The sequence below is a fragment of the Anoxybacillus sp. ST4 genome (assembly GCF_019448545.1).
GTDB classification, from domain to species: Bacteria; Bacillota; Bacilli; order Bacillales; family Anoxybacillaceae; genus Anoxybacillus; species Anoxybacillus pushchinoensis.
Genome location: NZ_JAHZOE010000002.1, coordinates 42445 through 65823, shown reverse-complemented (window position 1 = coordinate 65823; position 23379 = coordinate 42445). Strand labels below are relative to the sequence as shown.

At 42.6% G+C, this 23379-nt stretch carries 21 protein-coding genes, 1 pseudogene, 1 riboswitch and 1 other annotated feature; of the genes and pseudogenes, 11 read left to right on the top strand and 11 right to left on the bottom strand.

What is annotated here, in order from left to right; translation table 11 throughout:
* Positions 1 to 32: 32 nt before the first annotated feature.
* Complete coding sequence (gene pepV / locus K1I44_RS02530; protein WP_219985167.1) at positions 33 to 1433, bottom strand: dipeptidase PepV; 1401 nt, start codon at positions 1431 to 1433, stop codon at positions 33 to 35.
* Between the two features lie 173 nt (positions 1434 to 1606).
* On the opposite strand from pepV, the gene K1I44_RS02525 reads away from it, so the two are divergent.
* Positions 1607 to 1828 carry a DeoR family transcriptional regulator gene (locus K1I44_RS02525; protein ID WP_003398403.1) on the top strand — a complete coding sequence of 74 codons (222 nt, stop codon included), beginning with the start codon at positions 1607 to 1609 and terminating at the stop codon, positions 1826 to 1828.
* 35 nt (positions 1829 to 1863) lie between these two features.
* On the opposite strand, the gene K1I44_RS02520 is transcribed toward K1I44_RS02525, so the two are convergent.
* The gene (locus K1I44_RS02520; protein WP_219985166.1) at positions 1864 to 2586 is read right to left on the bottom strand and encodes a pseudouridine synthase; all 723 of its coding nucleotides are present in this window, start codon (positions 2584 to 2586) and stop codon (positions 1864 to 1866) included.
* 106 nt (positions 2587 to 2692) lie between these two features.
* On the opposite strand from K1I44_RS02520, the gene K1I44_RS02515 reads away from it, so the two are divergent.
* Positions 2693 to 2995 carry a hypothetical protein gene (locus tag K1I44_RS02515; protein WP_219985165.1) on the top strand — a complete coding sequence of 101 codons (303 nt, stop codon included), beginning with the start codon at positions 2693 to 2695 and terminating at the stop codon, positions 2993 to 2995.
* Positions 2996 to 3009: 14 nt separating this feature from the next.
* Here K1I44_RS02515 and K1I44_RS02510 read toward each other — a convergent pair whose 3' ends face one another.
* The gene (locus K1I44_RS02510) at positions 3010 to 4635 is read right to left on the bottom strand and encodes a putative polysaccharide biosynthesis protein (protein WP_219985164.1); all 1626 of its coding nucleotides are present in this window, start codon (positions 4633 to 4635) and stop codon (positions 3010 to 3012) included.
* A 100-nt stretch (positions 4636 to 4735) separates the two neighbouring features.
* Here K1I44_RS02510 and K1I44_RS02505 point away from each other — a divergent pair, with 100 nt between their 5' ends.
* The gene (locus K1I44_RS02505) at positions 4736 to 6001 is read left to right on the top strand and encodes a BaiN/RdsA family NAD(P)/FAD-dependent oxidoreductase (protein WP_219985163.1); all 1266 of its coding nucleotides are present in this window, start codon (positions 4736 to 4738) and stop codon (positions 5999 to 6001) included.
* 32 nt (positions 6002 to 6033) lie between these two features.
* On the opposite strand, the gene K1I44_RS02500 is transcribed toward K1I44_RS02505, so the two are convergent.
* Entirely contained in the window at positions 6034 to 6330 is a 297-nt protein-coding gene (locus tag K1I44_RS02500) for a rhodanese-like domain-containing protein (RefSeq protein ID WP_003398411.1), read from the bottom strand.
* A 60-nt stretch (positions 6331 to 6390) separates the two neighbouring features.
* Entirely contained in the window at positions 6391 to 8808 is a 2418-nt protein-coding gene (gene leuS / locus K1I44_RS02495; protein ID WP_219985162.1) for a leucine--tRNA ligase, read from the bottom strand.
* Positions 8809 to 8870: 62 nt separating this feature from the next.
* Positions 8871 to 9083, bottom strand: a binding site (T-box leader).
* 175 nt (positions 9084 to 9258) lie between these two features.
* Between leuS and tnpC the strand changes: the two are divergent.
* Positions 9259 to 10770 (top strand): annotated as a pseudogene (gene tnpC, locus K1I44_RS02490) (IS66 family transposase).
* Positions 10771 to 11150: 380 nt separating this feature from the next.
* Positions 11151 to 11927 carry a hypothetical protein gene (locus tag K1I44_RS02485; RefSeq protein ID WP_219985161.1) on the top strand — a complete coding sequence of 259 codons (777 nt, stop codon included), beginning with the start codon at positions 11151 to 11153 and terminating at the stop codon, positions 11925 to 11927.
* A gap of 36 nt (positions 11928 to 11963) precedes the next feature.
* Here the strand turns inward: K1I44_RS02485 and K1I44_RS02480 are convergent, their stop codons facing one another.
* Both K1I44_RS02480 and K1I44_RS02475 read right to left on the bottom strand, forming a co-directional pair.
* A complete protein-coding gene (locus K1I44_RS02480; RefSeq protein WP_219985160.1) occupies positions 11964 to 12104 on the bottom strand; it encodes a hypothetical protein in 141 nt (46 codons plus the stop codon).
* An 11-nt stretch (positions 12105 to 12115) separates the two neighbouring features.
* Positions 12116 to 12379 carry a YtzC family protein gene (locus K1I44_RS02475; protein ID WP_003397789.1) on the bottom strand — a complete coding sequence of 88 codons (264 nt, stop codon included), beginning with the start codon at positions 12377 to 12379 and terminating at the stop codon, positions 12116 to 12118.
* A gap of 124 nt (positions 12380 to 12503) precedes the next feature.
* Between K1I44_RS02475 and mnmL the strand changes: the two genes are divergently transcribed.
* The 3 genes from mnmL (at position 12504) to K1I44_RS02460 (ending at position 14829) form a co-directional block, all read left to right on the top strand.
* Entirely contained in the window at positions 12504 to 13454 is a 951-nt protein-coding gene (gene mnmL / locus K1I44_RS02470) for a tRNA modification radical SAM protein MnmL/YtqA (protein WP_219985159.1), read from the top strand.
* Complete coding sequence (gene mnmM, locus K1I44_RS02465; protein ID WP_219985249.1) at positions 13454 to 14026, top strand: tRNA 5-(aminomethyl)-2-thiouridylate-methyltransferase MnmM; 573 nt, start codon at positions 13454 to 13456, stop codon at positions 14024 to 14026. Before mnmL ends, mnmM begins: the two co-directional genes overlap by 1 nt.
* Positions 14027 to 14118: 92 nt before the next feature.
* On the top strand, positions 14119 to 14829 hold the full coding sequence (locus tag K1I44_RS02460; RefSeq protein ID WP_219985158.1) for a L,D-transpeptidase family protein: 711 nt from the start codon (positions 14119 to 14121) through the stop codon (positions 14827 to 14829).
* A gap of 144 nt (positions 14830 to 14973) precedes the next feature.
* Here the strand turns inward: K1I44_RS02460 and K1I44_RS02455 are convergent, their stop codons facing one another.
* Entirely contained in the window at positions 14974 to 16044 is a 1071-nt protein-coding gene (locus K1I44_RS02455) for a tetraprenyl-beta-curcumene synthase family protein (protein ID WP_003397784.1), read from the bottom strand.
* Positions 16019 to 16837: an alpha/beta hydrolase gene (locus tag K1I44_RS02450; protein WP_219985157.1), complete on the bottom strand. Its 819-nt coding sequence runs from the start codon at positions 16835 to 16837 to the stop codon at positions 16019 to 16021. Before K1I44_RS02450 ends, K1I44_RS02455 begins: the two co-directional genes overlap by 26 nt.
* A gap of 83 nt (positions 16838 to 16920) precedes the next feature.
* Between K1I44_RS02450 and K1I44_RS02445 the strand changes: the two genes are divergently transcribed.
* Both K1I44_RS02445 and K1I44_RS02440 read left to right on the top strand, forming a co-directional pair.
* A complete protein-coding gene (locus tag K1I44_RS02445) occupies positions 16921 to 17451 on the top strand; it encodes a gamma carbonic anhydrase (protein WP_091700237.1) in 531 nt (176 codons plus the stop codon).
* Between the two features lie 73 nt (positions 17452 to 17524).
* The gene (locus K1I44_RS02440; protein WP_219985156.1) at positions 17525 to 18043 is read left to right on the top strand and encodes a phosphatase PAP2 family protein; all 519 of its coding nucleotides are present in this window, start codon (positions 17525 to 17527) and stop codon (positions 18041 to 18043) included.
* A 120-nt stretch (positions 18044 to 18163) separates the two neighbouring features.
* On the opposite strand, the gene asnB is transcribed toward K1I44_RS02440, so the two are convergent.
* A complete protein-coding gene (gene asnB, locus K1I44_RS02435; protein ID WP_219985155.1) occupies positions 18164 to 20050 on the bottom strand; it encodes an asparagine synthase (glutamine-hydrolyzing) in 1887 nt (628 codons plus the stop codon).
* Positions 20051 to 20111: 61 nt separating this feature from the next.
* Entirely contained in the window at positions 20112 to 21317 is a 1206-nt protein-coding gene (gene metK, locus K1I44_RS02430; protein ID WP_003397777.1) for a methionine adenosyltransferase, read from the bottom strand.
* Between the two features lie 120 nt (positions 21318 to 21437).
* Positions 21438 to 21546, bottom strand: a riboswitch (SAM riboswitch).
* A 175-nt stretch (positions 21547 to 21721) separates the two neighbouring features.
* On the opposite strand from metK, the gene pckA reads away from it, so the two are divergent.
* On the top strand, positions 21722 to 23308 hold the full coding sequence (gene pckA, locus K1I44_RS02425) for a phosphoenolpyruvate carboxykinase (ATP) (protein WP_219985154.1): 1587 nt from the start codon (positions 21722 to 21724) through the stop codon (positions 23306 to 23308).
* Positions 23309 to 23379 lie beyond the last annotated feature (71 nt).

The window sequence follows — 23379 nt, the reverse complement described above, 5'->3', positions numbered from 1 at the left end:
CACTTTTCATTATAACATATTTTTGGAAACTGTCATTTTGCTAGCTCATAAATCGCTTGAGCATAAATGGCCGTTGCTTTTAACAAATCGTCAATAAACATATGCTCATCCTTTTGGTGCGCCACATCCGGACGATTCGGAAATAACGGGCCGAATGCTACCCCAGCTTGTAACGAACGAGCATATGTCCCACCGCCAATGGCAAGTAGTGACGCTCGTTCACCCGTCTGCTCTTCATAGACGCGTTGCAACGTTTGAACGAGCGGATGATCTTTTGCTACATAATGAGGTGCAGAATTCGAAAAATCCGTCAGTGCAAACGCATGACGCTCAGCGACTTGCTCAATCATTTTTTTCGTATGCACGATGTCATTCGTCACAGGGTAGCGCAAGTTGATGCCGATCTTTCCACCATGTTCATTCGTATATGAAAGAACACCGACGTTTATCGTCAAATCACCAAGTTCCTCGTTTGTATGTGCAACCCCTAATCGTCTTCCGCGCGTATCTTCATGAAAATATTGGGAAACAAATCGAACAAACGCGTTGGCTTGCGGATCAAGTTGTTCGTTTTCCAAAAATTTCACAAGCCATAACCCAGCATTTACACCATTGTTCGGTTCCATTCCGTGAGCCGAAACGCCACGAACGCGCAAAGTGAACGTCTCCCCGTCGCTATGTGCTTCACCGTCAATAGCATGTGTTTGTAAAAATGCGAGAAAACGTTCTTTCATCGCTCCCCCATCTGTTAACCGCAAAGCCGCTTCAGCGAAATCCGGTACCATATTGTATCGGCGCCCGGCATGGAACGAAAGAAGAATACATTCACTTCGCTCGTTTGTTGGCTGTTGAATCAGATCGAAATCGGCGATCCCTTTTTCAGCATAAATAATCGGAAAGTCTGCATCAGGTGCAAAACCGAGCGTTGGCATTTGCTCCGTTTGAAAATAACGTTCAACACATTGCCAATCGCTCTCTTCATCTGTTCCGATAATCATTCGTACGCGCTTAGCTAACGGTAAACCGAGCTCTTTGACAATTTTCATCGCATAAAAGGCAGCGATCGTCGGACCTTTATCATCGAGTGCACCTCGGGCATAAATTTTTCCATCTACAATCGTTCCCCCGAACGGATCGAACGTCCAACCGTCGCCAGGGGGAACAACATCCACATGACATAATATCCCTACAATCTCTTCACCATTGCCCATTTCCAAATGACCAGCTAGTCCGTCAACGTTTTTTGTGACAAACCCTTCTTCTTCACCACGCTTTAGCATGTAACAAAGTGCTTCATACACCTCTTTTCCTAATGGTGCCTCTTGTGTAGCTGTCTGTTCATTTCGCACACTTGGAATGCGCAAAAATGTTTGCAAATCTTTCAAAAGCGCTGACTCTCGCTTTTTTACTTCTTCCATCCAGTTCACATTCATTGCTACATTCATCCTTTCCACAGAAAAATATGGTACTAATTGTGTTAATATTGTGTAAAATTCAGCAAATTTATAGCATTTTTCTTATGTTTTCGTGTAAAATAAATAATGAGACATCTAGTTTTTCATCTTTGTTGTACCATGCGAATGATGTGACGATAGGGAGTGATCATTTGAAACCATCTACCGATCGCATGCTAACCCGTATTAAGTCCGTCTACATGTTCATTAGCGAGAGAGGAACAGTGACAACGCAAGAGCTCGTGGACGAATTCGGCATTACCCCACGAACGATTCAGCGGGATTTAAACGTGTTAGCATACAACGACTTAATTCACAGCCCTAGCAAAGGTAAATGGACAACAACTAAAAAAAGAGTCAAGATGTCATCATAACAGCATGCATATAGACGGAACCTCCTAGCAGGTTCCTATTTTTTGTTCTCTCCCTTTAATAAAGCGATTTCTTCATCCGTCAACTCACGATATTCCCCAGGCTCTAACGTTTCATCGAGCGGCAACGGTCCCATTTGAACCCGCTTTAAGTAAACGACTCGCTTGCCAACCGCTTGGAACATTCGTTTAATTTGATGAAACTTCCCTTCTGTAATTGTAATTTGCACGTCAGAACGTAAACCGGAGCGAACGATAACAAGTTTTGCTGGTTTCGTTTCATACCCGTCGTCGAGCACGACACCGCGCTGGAAGGCAACAACATCTTCTTCTGTTACTTCTCCATCAATGATCGCCTCATACGTTTTCGGAACATGTTTTTTCGGTGACAATAGTTGATGAGCAAGCTGACCATCATTTGTTAACAGCAATAGCCCCTCTGTATCTTTATCTAACCGTCCAACAGGAAATGGATCAAATATGCGATCTTCCTCTTCTAGCAAATCAACAACTGTCTCTTCGACCGCATCCTCCGTTGCTGAAATAACCCCTTTCGGTTTGTTCATCATGAGATAAATAAACGGCTTATACTCGACTTCTTCCCCCCATACGGTAACAACTTGTTCCTTAGGAGCGACGTGCGTTTTCGCATCTTTTACCGTCATCCCATCGACTTTAACGACGCCTGCTTTTAATAGCTTTTTCACTTCCTTTCTCGTTCCGTATCCCATATTTGCCAACAGTTTATCGATTCGTAACACTAAAATCCCTCCAAATGTTTTTCGTTTTTAGGCATCCGTCCATACACGTATGGCAATTGTCACATATACTGCCTACGTAACGATCAAAGCGAAAGGAGTTTTCCGAATGGATGAACGCCAACAACAACAGCAAATGCCTGGTATGCCTTATTACGGAGGCACTCCGTTTATACCGGGATTCCCTGGAACACCTGGATTTCCTGGAACACCGGGATTCCCTGGAACACCTGGATTTCCTGGAACACCGGGATTCCCTGGAACACCTGGATTTCCAAGCGGCTCTCTTGAGCGTCGCGTCGACCGTCTTGAACGCATCACCGAGCGACAACAACAACAAATTAACAATTTAAATCGACGCCTTCAACGCGTTGAGCGTCAGCTTGGATTCCCGTTTAGCAGCGATTTCTAATAGAAAGAAGAAGGCTACGATACAGCCTTCTTTTCTTTTTTTCGCAAAAATGAAAACCTGTTTCCAAATAACATATACAACAAGTTTGAACGCTCACTTAAATAAAAATAAACAGCCGCTCCAATGAATCCACCGAACGCAACGATCGCGACCGATTGAACCATGCTGCCGTTGTAATGAAAGAAACGATCAATCAGTTTTACAATCGGCCAAACGACAGCACACATGATCGCTGTTAAAATTCCCATAAACAATATGCGCTTAGCGACGAAATGATAACGATAATTTGTGTAACGTTGAATGATCCATAAATTTATCCCGACCGATAAAGCGTATCCAATCGTCGTTGCCAAAATAGCTCCCACCGTTTCAAAAGAAACGATAAACATATAGTTAAAAAGCAATTTGAACAACAACCCAATACATAAACTAATAACGGTAAATTTTTGTTTATTGATTCCTTGTAAAATGGCAGCCGTAACAGAAAATAATGCAAAGAAAATAGCTGTCGGTGCATATGCGCGCAACACTTCTGTTCCGAGTGGATCATAACTATAAAAAGCAGCATATACGTATTCAGACAAAAGTGCCATACCGATAACAGCAGGCAACGTAATAAACATGACGACTTGAAACGTATCGTTTAAATATTTTCGTAACTGTTTCTTCTCCCCTTGCACGTACGCTTTCGTAATCGTCGGAATAAGCGTTAAGCTAAACGATGTAGCTAACGTAACCGGAATAATGACGAGTTTTTGCGCCCATACGTTGAAAATGCCGTATGCATCTTCCGATATGGCTCCAAGCCCAATGCTCGCCATCGCCTTGTTAAACGTAAATTGATCAATCAGTTGATATAGCGGCATAGCTAGACCAACAAACGCAAAGGGAGCAGCGTAAGCAATCAATTCTTTATACATGTCTTTTAATGACATATCAATGGTGCCGCGATCTTGTTTTAATAGCTCATCTAAAAATGTTTTACGCTTGAACCAATACATCAATAACACAGCTAGTCCACCAACCGCTCCGACAAATGCTGCAAACGTTGCCACTTGAACAGCTGTTGTTAGCGAGCCCCCGAAAATACGCAACACGATGTAGCTCCCTAAAAGCAAAAAGACGATGCGCACAAGTTGCTCAACAACTTGCGACAACGCTGTTGGCCCCATTGATTCATGCCCTTGAAAAAATCCACGAATTAAGCTCATCATCGGCACGAGCAATAAAGCAAAACTAACGGCACGAATCACGGAAGTAACATCAGCAATGGAGTTGCCGTGTCCATCATCATTGACGACAAATGGCGCTAACAACGGTGCGCTCATATATAAAATGAGCCAAGCGAGAAATCCGGTAATCGCCATTAACGTAACGCCTGAACGAAACAATTTTCGCCCGATCGCATATTCCCCAAGTGCATTGTATTTCGACACAAACTTTGATACCGCCAGCGGCACACCCATTGTGGCAATGCTAATAAACAACGTATATGGAACGTAGCCGTATGAATAAAGTGCCCCCCCTTGTTTACCAACGAGTTGGTAAAATGGGAAGACGTATATAAGTCCTAAAATGCGGGATAAAAATACACCCCCAGTTAAAATAAACGTCCCGCGCAACAATTTTGATGACGACATATTATCCCTTCCTTAACGGATTCATTGCTTCACTTATTTTAGCACACTTTTTTCTTTTTCATAAAATCATTATAATTTTAACAGAAAGGACGTGAAAGTCATGATATATGATGTCGTAGTGATCGGTGGAGGGCCGTCAGGGTTAATGGCTGCCATTGCCGCCGGCGAACAAGGGGGACGTGTACTTCTCCTTGATAAAGGGGATAAGCTTGGTCGAAAATTAGCCATTTCGGGCGGTGGACGATGTAATGTCACAAATCGACGGCCGGTGGATGAACTCATTCAACATATCCCAGGAAACGGTCGTTTTTTATATCGTGCCTTTTCGGTATTTAATAATGAGGATATTATCCGTTTTTTTGAACGGCTCGGTGTTCCGTTGAAAGAAGAAGACCACGGTCGCATGTTCCCCATCAGCGATAGCGCTCAATCTGTCGTACAAGCTCTTCTTCGTGAGTTAAAACGCTTAGGTGTACATATTCGCGTTCACACACGTGTGAAGGACATTGAATATAAAGATGGCGCAGTGTACGGGGTGAAACTTGAAACAGAAGAAATCATTCGCGCAAAGGCTGTCGTCGTTGCCGTCGGTGGAAAGTCTGTGCCTCATACAGGTTCCACAGGTGACGGTTACGCGTGGGCCGAAAAAGCTGGACATACGATTACAGAACTGTTCCCAACCGAAGTACCAATTATTTCTCATGAGCCATTTATTCAAGAGCGAACGTTACAAGGGCTATCGTTGCGTGACGTCGCGTTAAGCGTATTAAACGCAAAAGGGAAACGAATCGTGACACATCGTATGGATATGATTTTTACACATTTTGGGGTTTCAGGACCAGCAGCACTACGTTGTAGCCAATTTGTCGTCAAACAATTAAAAAAGCAACCGTCCGTTATAATGACGATCGATGCCTTGCCAGATGATAAAGAAGAAGCGTTATTTCAACGCATTGTACGTGCCATAAAAGAAGAACCGAAAAAAACGATAAAAAATATTGTAAAGGCACTTCTCCCTCTTCCTGAGCGATATATATTATTTTTACTTGAACGAGTAGCGATCGACCCGCAAACGACCGCGAGTACGTTAGGGCACGACAAAGTTCGCGCATTCGTCACGATATGCAAGACGTTTTCTTTTTCCGTTCATGGCACGTTGCCGCTTGAAAAAGCGTTCGTCACAGGGGGTGGAGTGTCAGTGAAAGAAGTGCATCCGAAGGAAATGGCATCGAAGTTAATGAAAGGTCTTTATTTTTGCGGAGAAATTTTAGACATTCACGGTTATACAGGCGGCTACAATATTACCGCCGCACTCGTCACCGGACGACTCGCTGGAATGCACGCTGCCATATATGCAAAACAATAAGATCGCCATGAAGCGATCTTATTGTTTTATCTTTACACAACTTCTCCGTCCCAGCCGAGCATCCCATCAACAATGTTGCATACGTTGTAACCGTGCGCCTCTAAATACGTACAAACATGTTCACTCCGAACACCTGAACGGCAAATAATCATATACGTTTCATTTTTATCTAATTCGTTCATTCGATGAGGGATATCCCCCATTTTTATATGAATCGCCGACGGAATCATTCCAAAAGCGACTTCTTCATCTTCACGCACGTCAATAACCTGAATTCGCTCACCGGCTTCGATCATTTGCTTTAATTGCGCCGCTGTCATTTCTTTCATCCATCTCTCCCTTTCTTTTAAAGAACGCCTCCCACCGCATGTGTGGGAGGGTTTTCTTCGTTAATTGGCAACGATGTTGACTAGTTTACCTGGTACTGCAATGACTTTACGCACTGTTTTTCCTTCAATTTGTTCTTTAATTTTTTCGTCTTCCATTGCTAATTGCTCCAGTTGTTCTTTCGTTGCATCAGCTGGCACATGTAGTTTTGTACGTACTTTTCCATTCACTTGAATGACGATTTCGACTTCATCTTCAACTAATTTTGCTTCATCGTATGCTGGCCAAGCTTCGTAAGCAATCGTGTTGCTATGACCTAGTTTTTCCCACAACTCTTCAGCAATGTGCGGACAAACTGGCGATAACAGCTTTACGAATCCTTCCATGTATACTTTAGGTAATACAGTCGCTTTATATGCTTCGTTAATGAACACCATTAATTGTGAAATGGCGGTATTGAAACGAAGCGCTTCGTAATCTTCTGTTACTTTTTTCACCGTTTGATGATATACACGTTCAAGCGTATCTGTTTCTGGATTGTCAACGATTTTCGGATTTAATCGACCATCTTCTTCAACAAATAGACGCCATACGCGATCTAAGAAGCGACGTGCACCGTCAAGTCCTTTTGTCGACCATGCGATCGATGCTTCTAGCGGTCCCATAAACATTTCGTATAAACGCAACGTATCGGCGCCATGACTTTCAACGATATCATCTGGGTTGACGACATTTCCTTTCGACTTACTCATTTTTTCATTATTTTCCCCAAGAATCATTCCTTGGTTAAATAGCTTTTGGAATGGCTCTTTCGTTGGCACAACGCCGATATCGTATAAAAATTTATGCCAAAAACGTGCATACAATAAGTGCAACACCGCATGTTCTGCGCCGCCGATGTAAATGTCGACCGGCAACCATTTTTCAAGCTTTTCAGGATCAGCTAATTGCTTATCGTTATGTGGATCGATGTAACGTAAATAATACCAACAACTTCCTGCCCACTGTGGCATCGTATTCGTTTCGCGACGACCTTTCTTGCCTGTTTTCGGGTCAACGACGTTCACCCATTCTTCGATGTTCGCGAGCGGTGATTCACCTGTTCCTGATGGTTTAATTTCATCTGTTTTCGGCAACACAAGCGGCAATTCTTCTTCTGGCACTGGTGTCATCGTACCGTCTTCCCAATGGATGATCGGAATCGGTTCGCCCCAATAACGTTGGCGGCTAAACAGCCAATCGCGGAGGCGATACGATACTTTTTTCTCACCTTTTCCGTTTGCTTCTAGCCATTCAATCATTTTTTTCGTCGCTTCTTCTTTATTTAACCCGTTTAAGAAATCAGAGTTCACGTGTTCCCCGTCACCTGTGTACGCTTCTTTCGAAATATCGCCACCAGCAACGACTTGTTTGATCGGCAAATTGAATTTTTTCGCGAACTCATAATCGCGCTCATCATGCGCTGGCACCGCCATAATTGCCCCCGTGCCGTAGCTCATTAACACATAATCTGCAATCCAAATTGGCAATTTTTCACCATTAGCTGGATTGATCGCATACGCTCCCGTAAATACACCTGTTTTTTCTTTCGCCAAATCTGTGCGCTCAAGGTCGCTTTTGCTTTGAATTTGTTTTAAATAAGCTTCGACAGCTTCTTTTTGTTCCGGTGTTGTAATTTTTTCAACGAGCGGATGTTCAGGGGCGAGCACCGCATAAGTTGCGCCGAATAACGTATCAGGACGTGTTGTAAACACCGTAAACGTTTCATCATGTCCATCAACTTGGAAATGAATGTTTGCTCCTTCCGAGCGACCGATCCAGTTTCGTTGCATTTCTTTAATGCTTTCCGGCCAATCAAGCTCCTCTAAGTCTTCAAGCAAGCGATCAGCATATGCCGTAATGCGAAGCATCCATTGTTTCATCGGCTTACGAATGACCGGGTGACCACCGCGCTCACTTTTACCATCAATGACTTCTTCATTCGCAAGCACCGTCCCTAGTGCAGGACACCAGTTGACCGGCACTTCATCCATATACGCTAATCCTTTTTCATACAACTTTAAGAAAATCCATTGTGTCCATTTGTAATAGTTCGGATCGGTCGTGTTCACTTCGCGATCCCAGTCATATGAAAAACCGAGCGATTTAATTTGACGGCGGAAGTTGTTAATATTTTTTTCCGTAAATTCCGCTGGATCATTTCCGGTATCAAGCGCATATTGCTCAGCTGGCAACCCGAACGCATCCCACCCCATCGGATGTAGCACGTTATATCCTTGCATGCGCTTCATGCGCGCTAAAATGTCTGTCGCTGTATACCCTTCAGGGTGGCCAACATGCAAACCTGCCCCTGACGGATATGGAAACATGTCGAGCGCATAAAACTTTCTCTTCCCGTCATCTTCTGTCGTTTGAAACGTTTTATTTTCTTCCCAATACTTTTGCCATTTTTTTTCGATTTCACGATGATTAAAACTCACGTGACAAACCTCCTTTTTGTTCATTTTTAACAAAAATGAAAAACAAAAAACCTCTCATCCCGAAAAGGGACGAGAGGATTCTCCCGCGGTACCACCCTTGTTAGCGCACGAATCGTGCACTCACTTTCATCATTAACGCAGATTCACGGCGCACGCTACTTCATTCGCATACGCGACTCCAAGGCGAGTTCGTAAACAAATTTCGGTTGACTCGCACCATCCGTCAACTCTCTGTCGACCATTTGTTTACTACTACTCCTTTTCACCGTCATTTTCCATTATTTCATTATACACATTATTTTAAAAAATTTACGCCCTCGTTGCAAGTGTATTCACGTATGGAACGATATGTTTAATTGTAACTATTCAGCCACATCATAAAGTGAGCTGAATATTTTTTTGCTTTTCCTGTCTATGATGTGAATATTGATAGACAAGGAGGTGAATCACATGTTGACGGTACAACAAGCTGTATTTACAGTTGAGGGCTTAATCGGCAAAGTCCAACAACAAAAACAGCTCATTCATCAACTCATTCAAGAAAATGAACATTTGCGCCAAGAAAACAAACAGCTACGCAAAGAAAATGAACAACTCAAGCATCGCGTTCAAGAGCTGGAAGCACGCACGAAAAAAAACAGCTCCAATAGCCATTTGCCCCCATCTTCTGACCGTTTTGAGAAAAAGCGTTCCTCCCGCGAGCCGTCTGGCAAAAAGCCTGGTGGGCAAGAGGGACATGAGGGGACGACGCTCCGTCAAGTGGAACATCCACATCATCGTGTCGTCCATCGCGTACATACGTGTCAAGGATGTGGGGCTTCTTTGCGTGACGTCAAACCGTTCAAAGTCGATGTCCGTCAAGTGTTTGATCTGCCTCCCGTGTCGATTGAAGTGACACAACATGAGCGTGAAGTGAAATCCTGTCCACATTGCCGATGTGTTCAACAAGCGGAGTTTCCACCACATGTCACGAATCATGTGCAATACGGTTCACGTCTTACTTTATATTTTTTAATGGCACTAAACATCCTCTCCCTTTAATCATGTGCAATACGGTCCACGTCTTACTGCGCTCGTTGTTTATTTGCATCATATCCAATTGATCCCTTACAAGCGTTTAAGTGATACAATCGAAGCGTTATATCAACACTCGGTTAGTACAGGAACCCTTGCCAATATGGTGAAACGAGGACGCGAAGCGCTGGAATCCAATATGGACATGATCGAAGACGCCTTACTTGACTCTAACATCTTGCATGTCGATGAAACGAGTTTGCGCATCAATGGTAAACTCGCATGGGTGCATGTCGCATGTACGTCGACATATACGTACTTGGCTTTTCACGCTTCTCGTGGGAAGAAAGCGACCGATGACATTGGGATTCTTCCCCGATATGAAGGAACGATGATGCATGATGCGTTCGGTACGTATCCGAGATACACGAAAGCCACACATGCTCTTTGTCATGCCCATCATTTACGTGAGCTAAAAGGCTTCATCGAACAAGGCCATACATGGGCATCGCACATGAGTTTCTGTTAGCCGCCAAACAGGTAGTCGAAGCTCATCACGGTGCACTTTCCGAAGAAGAGGCGAAACGATGGGAACGAGTGTATGATCGTATCCTGGCGAAAGCAGAGCACCGATTGGAAACGATGACACCTCTTCCGAACAAAGCACTCGCTTTTATTCGACGGCTTCAAAAACGAAAGGAAGAAGCGCTGCGTTTCTTATGTGAAGTGCATGTTCCCTTTGACAACAACCAAGCCGAACGCGATCTTCGCATGGTTAAAGTCAAAGAGAACATCTCGGGCACGTTTCGAGAAGAAACATTCGCCCAGTCTTTTTGCATCGCAAGAAGCATCGTTGCTACACTAACGAAACACGAAAAAAACGTGTGGAACTCGTTATGTCTTCTGTTGGCAGGGGAAACGATCGATCGAGTTCTTTCCGCTACCTAGGGCATTTTCTATGACCGAAATGCCCTATTTGTGCTGGGCTTTTTTATACACTAGCACTGGGATGAATAGTTACAAACAATTTCTATATAAATAAAAAATTCAAAATTTTATTTACTTTTTATTACTTTTTTTTTTTATAATTAAGATGTTTTATAATAAATTTTAGAAAGGAAGGATAAATAATGAAAAATTTGTACCTATTCTTCTTATTTTTCATCCTTGTTTTTATATTCCCAATCTCTTCATTGGCTCAGAAGCCCCAAGGAGATGACTCAGATTGTATCGTTTGTGGTGAAGCAACATATAAAGTTACAAAAATTAGTGGGCCTTCTCTTGTTACTGAAAAGTTTCAAACACTAAGCTAAAGGGTAGTAGTGGTTATGATTAGAAAGTCTCTTCTCATTTTCTGTGCGCTCGTCAGCTTTCTTTTTTCCGGATGCCAGTCGGAACGCATAAAAGGATTTATTGTTTTTGGGAAATGGGACGGTGTATATGTAGCAAAAAAAGATGATCCTTTCGTTCTTAATTTTATTTTACTAAGTGACAGCCCTCTAACGAACGTAACATCTATCGACTTTCCCGAAATCGCACATGCAATTGATGACATGCAATATGATCTTATCGAAGGTGATAAATACAAAGACTTTCAATTATTTAATATCGCTGTCAATTTACATTTAAAAGAAGTAAGTAGCACGACAATATCTAAAATAACTCTCATATTTGATCAAAAATACAAAGAGACATTCCCGATCGGTCATATCAAGTTAGTTGTAGGCGAGAAGGGGATATTTACTCCACAAAATGAGTATGTGACAGCTTATCCAAATACGCAATTTTTTCAAGCAAAGCTGAAAAACATTTCAGAGCACACGATTCAAATAAAGCGTGTAACTGTAGAAAACAGTTTTTTACAGATAAAAGATATAAAGATAAACGATAAATCAGAAAAACAGAGCGTAGGGGCAAACGAAACAATAAATATTTATTTTACTCTCGCTGAAAAATCAGAACAAAAAGCTGACTTTTATATTGTTACACCAAAAATTGAATATGAATTAGCAGAAAAAGCATCAAGCACATATATTGACCCTGTTTTTTACGAGGTGACAACCCTTACCCCAGAAAAACTAGACGATATGTTGAAGAAAAACTGAGCTATTCCCCACTCGGAGCATTTCCGAGTGGGGCGATTACGTTTCATCATGATATTCTGCTTTTGCTTCTTGACCTTTTTTCGCATTTCTTTGTTTCACTTCTTTGACAGGATCACCAAAATCTTTCGCATGCAACGTTTTTTGTTCTGGGTTGTTTTGTTTCGAACGTTTTCTCACCTTTTTTCCTCCTAATGACGAAGTAAAATCATATCGTTTTGTAATTGTTCAAGTTGCAGCCGCATGCGATGTAATTGCTCACGTTGTTGGGCATTGCAACTTAATGAAAAATGTGCCAAATCAGTTACCGCATGTTCAAGCATTTGCTGAGCTTTTACATATTCTGTATCGTTATAATGTTCAAGCTTGCTTGCTTCCGTATATTGCTCCTTTGCATAGCGAAGTACATCTTCACAATGTTGCAAAAACTCGTCCATCGACTGTCTTGTTGCCATACGCATCCCTTCCTTTCTTCTCGATCACTTTATAGTTTGTACATTTTTTTGACGTTTATCACGATCCCGTTGAGTTTCTCACTCGAAACGTGCTACAATGCTAAAATGATGCGAGGTGATGAACATGAATCCTTTTCCATATACAAATGACAATAAGCGCTACCATACATGGAACTACCACCTACGTCAAACATTTGGTGAAAAAGTGTTCAAAGTGTCGCTTGATGCCGGATTTGATTGTCCAAACCGCGACGGTACAGTCGCATACGGTGGCTGTACATTTTGTAGTGCAGCCGGTTCCGGTGATTTTGCAGGTAGGCGAACAGACGATTTAGTGACGCAATTTCATGCAATTAAGGAAAAAATGCATACGAAATGGAAAGACGGCAAATATATCGCCTATTTTCAAGCGTTTACAAATACACATGCACCCGTTGACGTCTTGCGTAAAAAATACGAAACCGTGTTGCATTTAGAAGGAGTCGTCGGGTTGTCGATCGCTACACGTCCTGATTGTTTGCCTGACGATGTCGTGGACTATTTAGCCGAGCTAAATAAACGAACATATTTATGGGTCGAGCTTGGTTTGCAAACCGTTCATGAACAAACCGCTACGTTAATTAACCGCGCGCATGACTTTTCGTGCTATGTGGAAGGTGTAGAGAAGCTACGCAAACACGGCATTCGCGTGTGCGCCCATATTATTAACGGATTACCGCTTGAAACGTACGACATGATGATGGAAACAGCAAAAACGGTCGCTCATTTAGATGTGCAAGGCATTAAAATTCATTTGCTACATTTGCTAAAGGGAACTCCGATGGTGAAGCAATATGAAAAAGGAATGCTTCGCTTTTTAACGTTCGACGAATACGTGCAACTCGTTTGTGATCAGCTAGAGGTATTGCCGCCAGAGATGATCGTTCATCGTATTACAGGAGACGGTCCGATCGATTTAATGATCGGTCCGATGTGGAGCGTCAACAAATGGGAAGTGTTAAACGCCATCGATGCCGAATTAGAGCGACGTAATAGTTATCAAGGGAAAAAATATGTACGAAAGGGAGAAAGATGATGAAACTCATGCGCATTTTGCCGTTTACGCGTTCGCTCATCGACTTAGCTGTCAAAGAGGGCGATATCGTCGTCGATGCAACGGTTGGCAACGGTCATGATACGCTTTATTTAGCTGAACGTGTCGGGCCGTCTGGGCATGTGTTCGGCTTCGATATTCAGGCACAAGCAATTGAGAACACAACAAAACGATTACGTGAACATCGTATGGAAGAATGGGTCACGCTCGTACAAGCGAGCCACGCGGAACTCGATGACCACATCACTTCGCAGTATAAAGGACGCATTACTGGTGCGATGTTTAATCTCGGTTACTTGCCTGGGGGAGATAAACAAATTGTTACAAAACCAAACTCAACGATTGCTGCCATCGAACAATTGCTTGAGATCATGGCTCCGGAAGGAATCATTGTCCTCGTCATTTATCATGGTCATCCCGAAGGAGCAATCGAGCGTGATGCCCTTTTACAATACGTTTCAACAATCGATCAACAGCGCGCACACGTCATTCGATATGAATTTATGAATCAAATCAATCATCCGCCGTTTATCGTCGCGATTGAGAAGAGGTAAAATTCAAATAAACAACACATTTGGATAGAAATATGTTAATATATGAAATATAATTCAGAGCAACAAATATTTATTAAGGTGGGGAGAGGCTTATGCGCAATGTTTTTCTGTTACTACTTAGCTTATTGTTCATAGCTAGTTTATCAACTCCGGCCCTTGCAAATTCGTCTTCCGAAGAAAACGAATGGTATAACAAACTCAACAATCTCAAGAGCAATGAACAAGTAATCGTTGTCACAACTGATAATGAAAACCTAAAGAGCGGAATACTCGCTTTTTATGAGAAAGAAAAAGGGGTTTGGAAAAAAGTGTTTCCTGATATTCCCGTCGTTATTGGGAGAAATGGAATGACTAAAAACAAAAAAGAAGGTGACGGAAAAACTCCTTCTGGCGTCTTCCCACTCGGCACTGCATTTGGGACGGGTAAAAAACCAGCATCATTAAAAATACCCTATCGCCAAACAACAAAGTACGACTATTGGGTCGATGATCCTTCATCACCGGACTATAACCGCTGGATCCATTATCGCGGGAACCCCAAAAAACGTTGGAAATCGTTTGAACGATTGACTCACCCTCTCTATAAGCATGCTATTGTTATTCGTTATAATGATGAACCTGTTGTAAAAGGAGGAGGTAGTGCTATTTTTATACATATTTGGAACAAAACTTCCGGGCATACACTTGGTTGTATTGCTACATCTGAAGCCAATGTATTAAAAATAATGAAAGCTCTCGATCAAAAAAAGAATCCGATCATCGTAATTAGTACAAAAAAACAAAAATTACAAATGCTTAAATAGTTTGGACGTATCATGTATTGTTTTGCAATGACTTGAACTTTCAGCTAAACGAAAGCCTTGACTCCAAAATAGGTATAGCTCTCCCCCCTAACCTAAATGGCATAGGGGAGTAAAAATGAGAAGGTGTCCGTCTCTCGCACCTTCTCACGCATACATCCATTTTTGCCATTTTCGATACATTCTGCCGTTCCAATAAAAGAAGTGGGACGTCATGCCACCGGAGCGCAACAATTGTTTCGCTAGCTTATGAATACCCTCTTGCTCGTGTACTTTTTCATCTGATAAATATAATCCGAGCAAACCACGATGAATGAAGCGATGAAATTCGCGATGTGGCAACTGTGCGATATGGCGATCTGCTTCTTCAATGAAATGACGCAAACGGGCAAATAGCGCCTCCTCATTCGGATAATAAAAACAAAAATTTAAATCCCCACCTTGCCGATCTTCCTCTTGATCAATGAAGTAATCAAGCAAAATGTGCAGCCCTTGTACGTACGGAAAATAGCTGTCGCGCACACGTTGGGCAAGACGCTGATCGAACGCATCATTACAGGCGTAAGCAACTAAACAAAAGATGCCGAGCGTTGAACCAGAACAAGCGGAAAATTCATACCATTCCATTTTCGGCAACGATGCTTCGTATTGAGCAAACCATTGTTTAAGTCGAGGGACTCGCTCCTCTTTTTTTACATGTTTATGTACTTGTAAATCACAATAATATGATGCGAGCTCGTGTAAAAATGGAGCGATCAACTCATAATGACGAACTCCTTCTAACGTTTCTTGGCACGTATCGACAAGAGCATGCAAATACCCCCCATCATCTTGCTCCGTCCGATAGCGATAATACGCCTCTTTTTTTGCTCCGACAGTTAATGCGTGCATCATCGAATCGTGCAATGCGCGAAAATCGTTCGGATCAAGTGACGTGCTCCGATCGCATAAATTATCTAAATAATCGCTAATCGTTTGATAAGCGACGATAAAGCGAACACATCGCTCCAATTCTTTCCCTGAAAGCAACGATAAAATAGCTCCCCCTTCACAATGGAACGTTTTTGTTGCGATGCTCGCCAACGCTTGTTTTCGCAATTCTTCATTCGGAATAGCTTCAGCTCTTTTTTTCCAAACAGCTAATTCGCGATGCACAAGCGGAAATACACGACGATATACAGCGCGCATTAAACTAAAAGGATTGGTTGGCACGTTCAATCATCTCACCCCTTTGCAACTGCAAAGTTAAAAACGTATGGGCATATAAAAATACTTGTTCACGTTCAAGTTCGTTAAAAATTTCATGATATAGTTTCGGCCATTCTTTATATACTTTTTCGCTCACCGTCAACTGATCAAACCATGATTTGACTGCACGTTTATCGACAATTTTATCATCCCCCGCCTGCATGACGAGTATTGGCACGTCTCGTAAGTCGGCAATTTTTTCATGAGCGATACGAATGGCTTTCACTAACTCACGATACCAACGAACAGACACCTTTGTGACATACAATGAATCGTTTTTATCCATTTCTCGCACTTCTTCGTTTCGAGTCGCCATTTCTACCGTTAACCCCGATGGAAATCGCTTTTTCGGATGAATAACATTTAAAATGCGCGAGGCGATCTCAAGCGCTTTCGATGGATAATGAACAAGCCCTAAACAAGGAGAAGACAAAATAACGCCGCGCACGGGAAGACGTTTTTCTTGTAATGTGCGAATGACAACAAGTCCCCCCATACTGTGACCAAGTAAAAAAATTGGCTGTTCATACACGCTTGCTTCATGCACCCAGCTTGCAACTGCTTCGATATATTCGTCAAATGAATCGATATGTCCTCTTCGACTGCGCGACGTCGTTCCTTGCCCTGGTAAATCTCCCGCAACGACATGAAAACCGTGCGTGCGAAACATTTCAATAAGCCATTTATACCGACCGTGATGTTCAGCGGCACCGTGAACGATTACGATCGTTCCTTTTGCGTTTTCTCCTTCCCATTTCCACATATACTTCCCCTCCTTTATGTTTACGAATAGACGAAAAATTTGTACACTAAATATAACAAACTGAACTGAAAGGGACGAGTGAAATGATTTATCCATATAAAGAACATACACCAAACATTGCACCTTCCGCCTTTATTGCAGATTACGTTACTATTACAGGCGATGTAACGATCGGAGAAGAAACGAGCATTTGGTTCAACACCGTCATTCGTGGGGATGTTGCACCAACGATCATCGGCAATCGCGTGAACATTCAAGACAATTCTGTCCTGCATCAAAGTCCAAACAATCCGCTCATCATTGAAGATGATGTTACCGTTGGTCATCAAGTCATTTTACATAGCGCAATCGTGCGAAAAGGTGCCCTTGTTGGTATGGGGTCGATCGTTTTGGATGGCGCCGAAATTGGTGAAGGTGCTTTTATCGGTGCAGGTAGCCTCGTTCCACAAGGAAAGAAAATACCGCCACGCACTCTTGCGTTCGGACGCCCAGCAAAAGTAATCCGGCCATTAACAGAAGAAGACGAGCGCGAAATGGCTCGCATTCGCCGTGAGTACGTAGAAAAAGGACAATATTACAAGACGCTTCAAGCTAGCAAGCCACGCAGCAAATAAGCGTGGTATTTTTACATTGTTTTATTATTTACTTAACATACGTATTTTATCATAAAGTTAGGGGGAATGGCTTATGTTGCAAAAGTGGTACGATTGGGAATGTAAATTATTTTACAGCATTAATCGTTATTTCGACCGCAAATGGTTGAATATATACTTTCGTTCCATTACACATGTCGGGGGAGCAACCTTTTCAATTACAGCCGTCTTGTTAGCCATTTGGCTGCTGCAGGATGAATGGCGAGATGCCGCCATAGCGAGTGCTGCTGCATTAGCTTTTAGTCATATCCCTGTGGCAGTCATGAAAAAAATGTACCCACGTAAACGACCTTATATTTCCCTTCGCCATACGCGAGTAACAAAAAATCCATTAACCGATCATTCATTTCCTTCTGGACATACAACAGCCGCGTTTTCTGTCATCGTTCCGTTTTTACTATACGCTCCAGCGCTTGCGGTTTGTCTTTTACCTATTGCTGTTAGCGTTGCCGTGTCGCGCATTTACTTAGGGCTTCATTACCCTTCTGATGTGCTTGCCGGTTGTATGCTCGGTACGCTATTTGGTATTGCTTCATTTTCTGCTATTTTGTGAACAGGAGCGAAAACAAATGGGGAAAGCCGCTCGCGAATATGCCCAGACGAAAGACTGGGAAAACATATTCAGCGAACTTCTTTCCCACTACGAGCAAGTCATTCACACGCGTCACTCTCATTACGCATGAGAGCGGATAGCAACGTGTTCTTTGAAGAAATCATACTTCTCCTCTACGTATACGGCATGCCAAATCATGAACATAAGCACCGTCCATAATTTCCGACTATAATCAGCTCTTCCTGTCGCATGCTCATCAAGTAACTGTAAAAGAACATGCTTATAGAATACGTCATCCGTTTCACTTTGTTGAATCGTCGTTTTTGCCCAATCGTACAATTCATCTTTTAACCAATGGCGAATCGGAACAGGGAAACCGAGTTTTTTACGGTATAATACGTGATCTGGTACAAGTCCTTCTGCCACTTTTCGCAATATATACTTTGTCGTCCCATTCTTCGTTTTCAAATGAGCAGGAATATGCTTAGCAACATCGAACACTTCTTTATCTAAAAATGGGACGCGCAATTCGAGGGAATGAGCCATCGTCATTTTGTCAGCCTTTAATAAAATGTCACCGCATAACCATGTATGCAAATCAACATATTGCATTTGTTCGACCGGGTGATACAAAGACGTTTCATCGTATAAATGTTTCGTTATGCTCGTATATGCCCAATGACTCTTGTATTCTTTCAATATAAGAGCTTTTTCTTTCTCCTCAAACATTTTCGCATTGCCGATATATCGGTCACGTAATGGCGTCGTACCACGCTCAATAAAGCTCTTTCCTTTCATCCCTTCTGGAAGAAGACGGGCGAGTACGCGCAATATGTGCTTCATCGGCTTCGGAAGATAGGTAAAGAAACGTAACGAATGTGGTTCACGGTAAATATTGTATCCCCCAAACAGTTCATCTGCCCCTTCACCTGATAATACGACGGTAACACGCTTTCTTGCTTCACGAGCAACAAAATAAAGAGGCACAGCTGCTGGGTCAGCGAGAGGATCATCCATGTGCCACATAATGTGCGGCAAATGTTGTACATATTCTTCTGGGGAAACTATATAGCTATAATGTCGAACATTTAGCTTTTCAGCTGTTTCCTTTGCTACATCAATCTCACTAAATCCTTCATGAGCAAACCCGACTGAAAACGTCTCAAGATGAGGATGAAATTGTTTCGCCATGGCGATAACGAGCGAAGAATCGATTCCCCCAGATAAGAAAGAGCCGACTGGTACATCGCTGCGCATATGCACTTCAACAGACTTCATAAGAGCGTTTCGAATATCGACAATCCACTTTTCTTCCATTTGATTTGTCGGCGTGAACGATGGAGTAAAATAGCGAACAAATATCGGTAGTTCGCCGATTTTTTTTACCATGTAATGACCTGGCTTTAGCTTATAGACACCTGTCGTCATCGTCAACGGCTCTGGAACATATTGAAACGTTAAATAATGGTGAAGTGCTTCTTTGTTAATATCCCCGTCTATTGCTAACAAAAGGCTTTTCTTTTCCGAAGCAACGAGGAAACGATCACCTTGGGCAGCATAAAAAAACGGCTTAATCCCGAACGGATCGCGCGCAGCAAATACCGTTTTTTCTTCTTTATCCCAAATAACAAAAGCGAACATACCGCGCAATTGTTGCACACATGCCTCTTTTTTTTCAGCGTATAACGCTAATATCACTTCCGTATCTGAGTGCGTCGCAAACGTATATTTCTGCTCGAGCTGTGCACGCAGTTCAATATAGTTGTAAATTTCTCCATTGAAAATGATCCAGTATCGGTCGTTTTCGTATGAGAGCGGCTGATGGCCTGCTTCTAAATCAATAATGCTTAAACGTCGAAATGCGAAATGTACATGCTCATCAAAAAAATATCCTTCATCGTCTGGTCCGCGGTGAGTAATGATATCATTCATTTGTTGGAACGTCTTTTTCCATTCATCACATGCTTGCTTCGGTCGATCATAAATGCAACCAACGAATCCACACATTATGCCACCCCACTTTTTTAACAAAGAAAGAGAGTTACATGATGTAACCCTCTTCTCTTGCTTACTTCGCTAACTGTAACGCTTGTTGTTTTAATGCTTCCGCTTTATCTGTACGCTCCCAAGGAAGATCAATGTCCGTGCGACCGAAGTGACCATAAGCTGCTGTTTGCTTATAAATCGGGCGACGGAGATCGAGCATTTTAATAATGCCTGCTGGGCGAAGATCAAAGTTATTGCGAACAACTTCGATTAAAATATCTTCAGATACTTTACCTGTTCCGAACGTATCAATCGAAATAGATACTGGCTTCGCAACACCGATCGCGTACGCTAGCTGCACTTCACATTTATCCGCAAGACCTGCCGCAACGATGTTTTTCGCTACATAGCGAGCGGCATATGCTGCCGAACGGTCCACTTTTGTTGGATCCTTTCCTGAGAACGCTCCACCACCGTGACGAGCATAACCGCCGTACGTGTCAACGATAATTTTACGTCCTGTCAAGCCTGCATCGCCTTGTGGACCACCAATTACGAAGCGACCTGTTGGGTTGATGAAATATTTTGTGTTTTCGTCGATCAATTCTGCTGGAACGACAGGCTTAATGACATGCTCCTTAATGTTGCGCACAATTTGATCTTGTGTAATTTCTGGATGATGTTGTGTAGAAACAACGATCGTATCGATGCGCACAGGCTTACCATTTTCATCGTACTCGACCGTTACTTGCGTCTTTCCGTCCGGACGTAAGTAAGGTAAAATGTCTTCTTTACGCACTTCTGATAAACGGCGCGCAAGTTTATGGGCGAGCGAAATTGGAAGCGGCATAAGCTCTTTCGTTTCGTTGCACGCGAAGCCAAACATTAATCCTTGGTCCCCTGCACCGATCGCTTCAATTTCTTCGTCTGTCATTTGTCCTTCACGCGCTTCTAACGCTTTGTCAACACCCATCGCAATGTCTGGTGATTGCTCATCAATTGACGTTAATACGGCGCACGTATCTGCGTCAAAACCGTATTTCGCACGCGTATAGCCAATTTCACGAATCGTTTCGCGAACAATTTTCGGAATATCTACATATGTAGATGTCGTAATTTCTCCGCTCACTAAAACAAGTCCTGTTGTTACGCTCGTCTCGCATGCAACACGCGCATTTGGATCATTTGCTAAAATCGCATCTAAAATCGCATCGGAAATTTGGTCGCAAATTTTATCCGGATGCCCTTCCGTTACAGATTCAGATGTAAACAGACGACGTTTAGGCATTTAAACATTCCTCCTCAGTATAATGGCAAATGATACGGTACTCATCCCTCTTATTATGGTCTATCGTGAAAAAAACCTTTCCCTCAGAGGAAAGGTTTTTGCATTTGTCTGCGCCTTTCACTCTTATCGTTCAAGGGCGTTCCCTTGCCACAGGTTAGCACCTTTTCACGCATGTGACGGTTGCTGGGTTTCATCGGGCCTGTCCCCCTCCACCAACTCGGGATAAGAGTATCCGTTCATTTCAGCATCATATCACATCTGTATGAAGCGAGTCAATGTTTTTTATGCCACAACGATCTTGAAAATAAATTCAAGAAAAATACATGAATTAGTATGGATTATTTATTAAAATGTGTTATACTTTTTACATGAAGAATAAATCAAACAAAGGTAGGTTTTGTCCAATGAATTCCATTGAACTGACAAACAAATTATCAACACTCTTGCAAAGGGATGGGGTTTTTCATAACTTATCTGTACCACGATTAGTAGAAAAAGTGTTAACTCGTCAAGAAGGCATTCTCACTTCATCCGGTGCTGTTTGCGCAACGACCGGAAAATATACAGGCCGTTCCCCAAAAGATAAATATATCGTTGAAGAACTATCTGTTAAACATAAAATTGACTGGGGAACAGTTAATCAACCAATTTCTGAAGAAGTGTTTGATCGTCTTTACAATAAAGTCGTTGATTATTTAATGACAAAAGAAGAAGTGTTCGTATTTAACGGTTTTGCGGGTGCCGATCCAGCTTATCGTTTACCTATTCAAGTAGTGAATGAGTTTGCTTGGCATAATTTATTCGCTCATCAATTATTCATTCGTCCAACAGCAGAGGAACTAAAAACGCACGAGCCGCAATTTACAGTCATTTCTGCTCCAACGTTTAAAGCTGATCCAGCTGTAGACGGCACACGTTCAGAAACGTTTATTATCATCTCATTTGAACGTCGCACAGTGCTCATTGGTGGAACAGAGTATGCTGGCGAAATGAAAAAATCCATTTTCTCTGTAATGAACTTTTTATTACCAGAACAAGGAATTTTCCCGATGCACTGCTCAGCAAACGTAGGGCAAGAAGGAGATGTCGCACTCTTTTTCGGTTTATCCGGCACAGGAAAAACGACTCTTTCTGCTGATCCAAGCCGTCGCTTAATCGGCGATGATGAGCACGGGTGGTCGAACAACGGCGTCTTTAATATCGAGGGCGGTTGCTATGCAAAATGCATCAATTTATCGCGCGAAAAAGAGCCTCAAATTTTCGATGCCATTCGCTTCGGCTCTGTATTAGAAAACGTCATCGTCGATCCAGACACGCGCATACCAAACTACGATGATGCGACACTTACCGAAAATACGCGCGCTGCGTATCCGCTCGAAGCGATGGACAATATTGTTCAACCGAGCGTGGCGGGTCATCCACATACAATCGTCTTTTTAACAGCAGATGCGTTCGGTGTATTGCCACCAATTAGCAAACTAACGAAAGAACAAGCGATGTACCATTTTTTAAGCGGCTACACGAGCAAACTCGCTGGTACGGAACGCGGAGTAACATCGCCTGAAGCAACGTTTTCTACATGCTTTGGCTCACCGTTTTTACCGCTTCCTGCAACGCGTTACGCCGAGATGCTCGGGCAAAAAATCGATGCCCATGGCGTTCAAGTATTTTTAGTAAACACAGGTTGGACCGGTGGTGGATACGGGGTTGGCGAGCGAATGAAGCTATCTTATACGCGCGCCATGGTGAAAGCAGCGTTAGAAGGAGAATTAAACAACGTCGAAACCGTTCAAGACCCAATTTTCGGCTTGCATATTCCTCTCCATGTCCCAGGTGTCCCTGATGAAGTGTTGCAGCCAAAAAGCACATGGGAAGACAAGGAAGCATATGAACAAAAAGCTAAACAACTCGCGGCTAAATTCCGCGAAAACTTTAAAAAATTTACGAATGTTGATCCGCGTATTGAACAACTCGGTGGACCAATTGCATAACAAAAAAAGCTGCCTATTCATCGGCAGCTTTTTCATTTTTGTGATCTCGCACAAACGACAAAGATAAAAGC

Excerpts from the sequence above, each read along its gene's own strand:
- pepV (WP_219985167.1), bottom strand. The coding sequence starts at position 1,433 with ATGAATGTGAACTGGATGGAAGAAGTAAAAAAGCGAGAGTCAGCGCTT.
- K1I44_RS02515 (WP_219985165.1), top strand. The coding sequence starts at position 2,693 with ATGGATGAACGCCAACAACAACAGCAAATGCCTGGTATGCCTTATTAC.
- K1I44_RS02510 (WP_219985164.1), bottom strand. The coding sequence starts at position 4,635 with ATGTCGTCATCAAAATTGTTGCGCGGGACGTTTATTTTAACTGGGGGT.
- K1I44_RS02505 (WP_219985163.1), top strand. The coding sequence starts at position 4,736 with ATGATATATGATGTCGTAGTGATCGGTGGAGGGCCGTCAGGGTTAATG.
- K1I44_RS02500 (WP_003398411.1), bottom strand. The coding sequence starts at position 6,330 with ATGAAAGAAATGACAGCGGCGCAATTAAAGCAAATGATCGAAGCCGGT.
- K1I44_RS02485 (WP_219985161.1), top strand. The coding sequence starts at position 11,151 with ATGATTAGAAAGTCTCTTCTCATTTTCTGTGCGCTCGTCAGCTTTCTT.
- K1I44_RS02475 (WP_003397789.1), bottom strand. The coding sequence starts at position 12,379 with ATGGCAACAAGACAGTCGATGGACGAGTTTTTGCAACATTGTGAAGAT.
- mnmL (WP_219985159.1), top strand. The coding sequence starts at position 12,504 with ATGAATCCTTTTCCATATACAAATGACAATAAGCGCTACCATACATGG.
- mnmM (WP_219985249.1), top strand. The coding sequence starts at position 13,454 with ATGAAACTCATGCGCATTTTGCCGTTTACGCGTTCGCTCATCGACTTA.
- K1I44_RS02460 (WP_219985158.1), top strand. The coding sequence starts at position 14,119 with ATGCGCAATGTTTTTCTGTTACTACTTAGCTTATTGTTCATAGCTAGT.
- K1I44_RS02450 (WP_219985157.1), bottom strand. The coding sequence starts at position 16,837 with ATGTGGAAATGGGAAGGAGAAAACGCAAAAGGAACGATCGTAATCGTT.
- K1I44_RS02445 (WP_091700237.1), top strand. The coding sequence starts at position 16,921 with ATGATTTATCCATATAAAGAACATACACCAAACATTGCACCTTCCGCC.
- K1I44_RS02440 (WP_219985156.1), top strand. The coding sequence starts at position 17,525 with ATGTTGCAAAAGTGGTACGATTGGGAATGTAAATTATTTTACAGCATT.
- asnB (WP_219985155.1), bottom strand. The coding sequence starts at position 20,050 with ATGTGTGGATTCGTTGGTTGCATTTATGATCGACCGAAGCAAGCATGT.
- metK (WP_003397777.1), bottom strand. The coding sequence starts at position 21,317 with ATGCCTAAACGTCGTCTGTTTACATCTGAATCTGTAACGGAAGGGCAT.
- pckA (WP_219985154.1), top strand. The coding sequence starts at position 21,722 with ATGAATTCCATTGAACTGACAAACAAATTATCAACACTCTTGCAAAGG.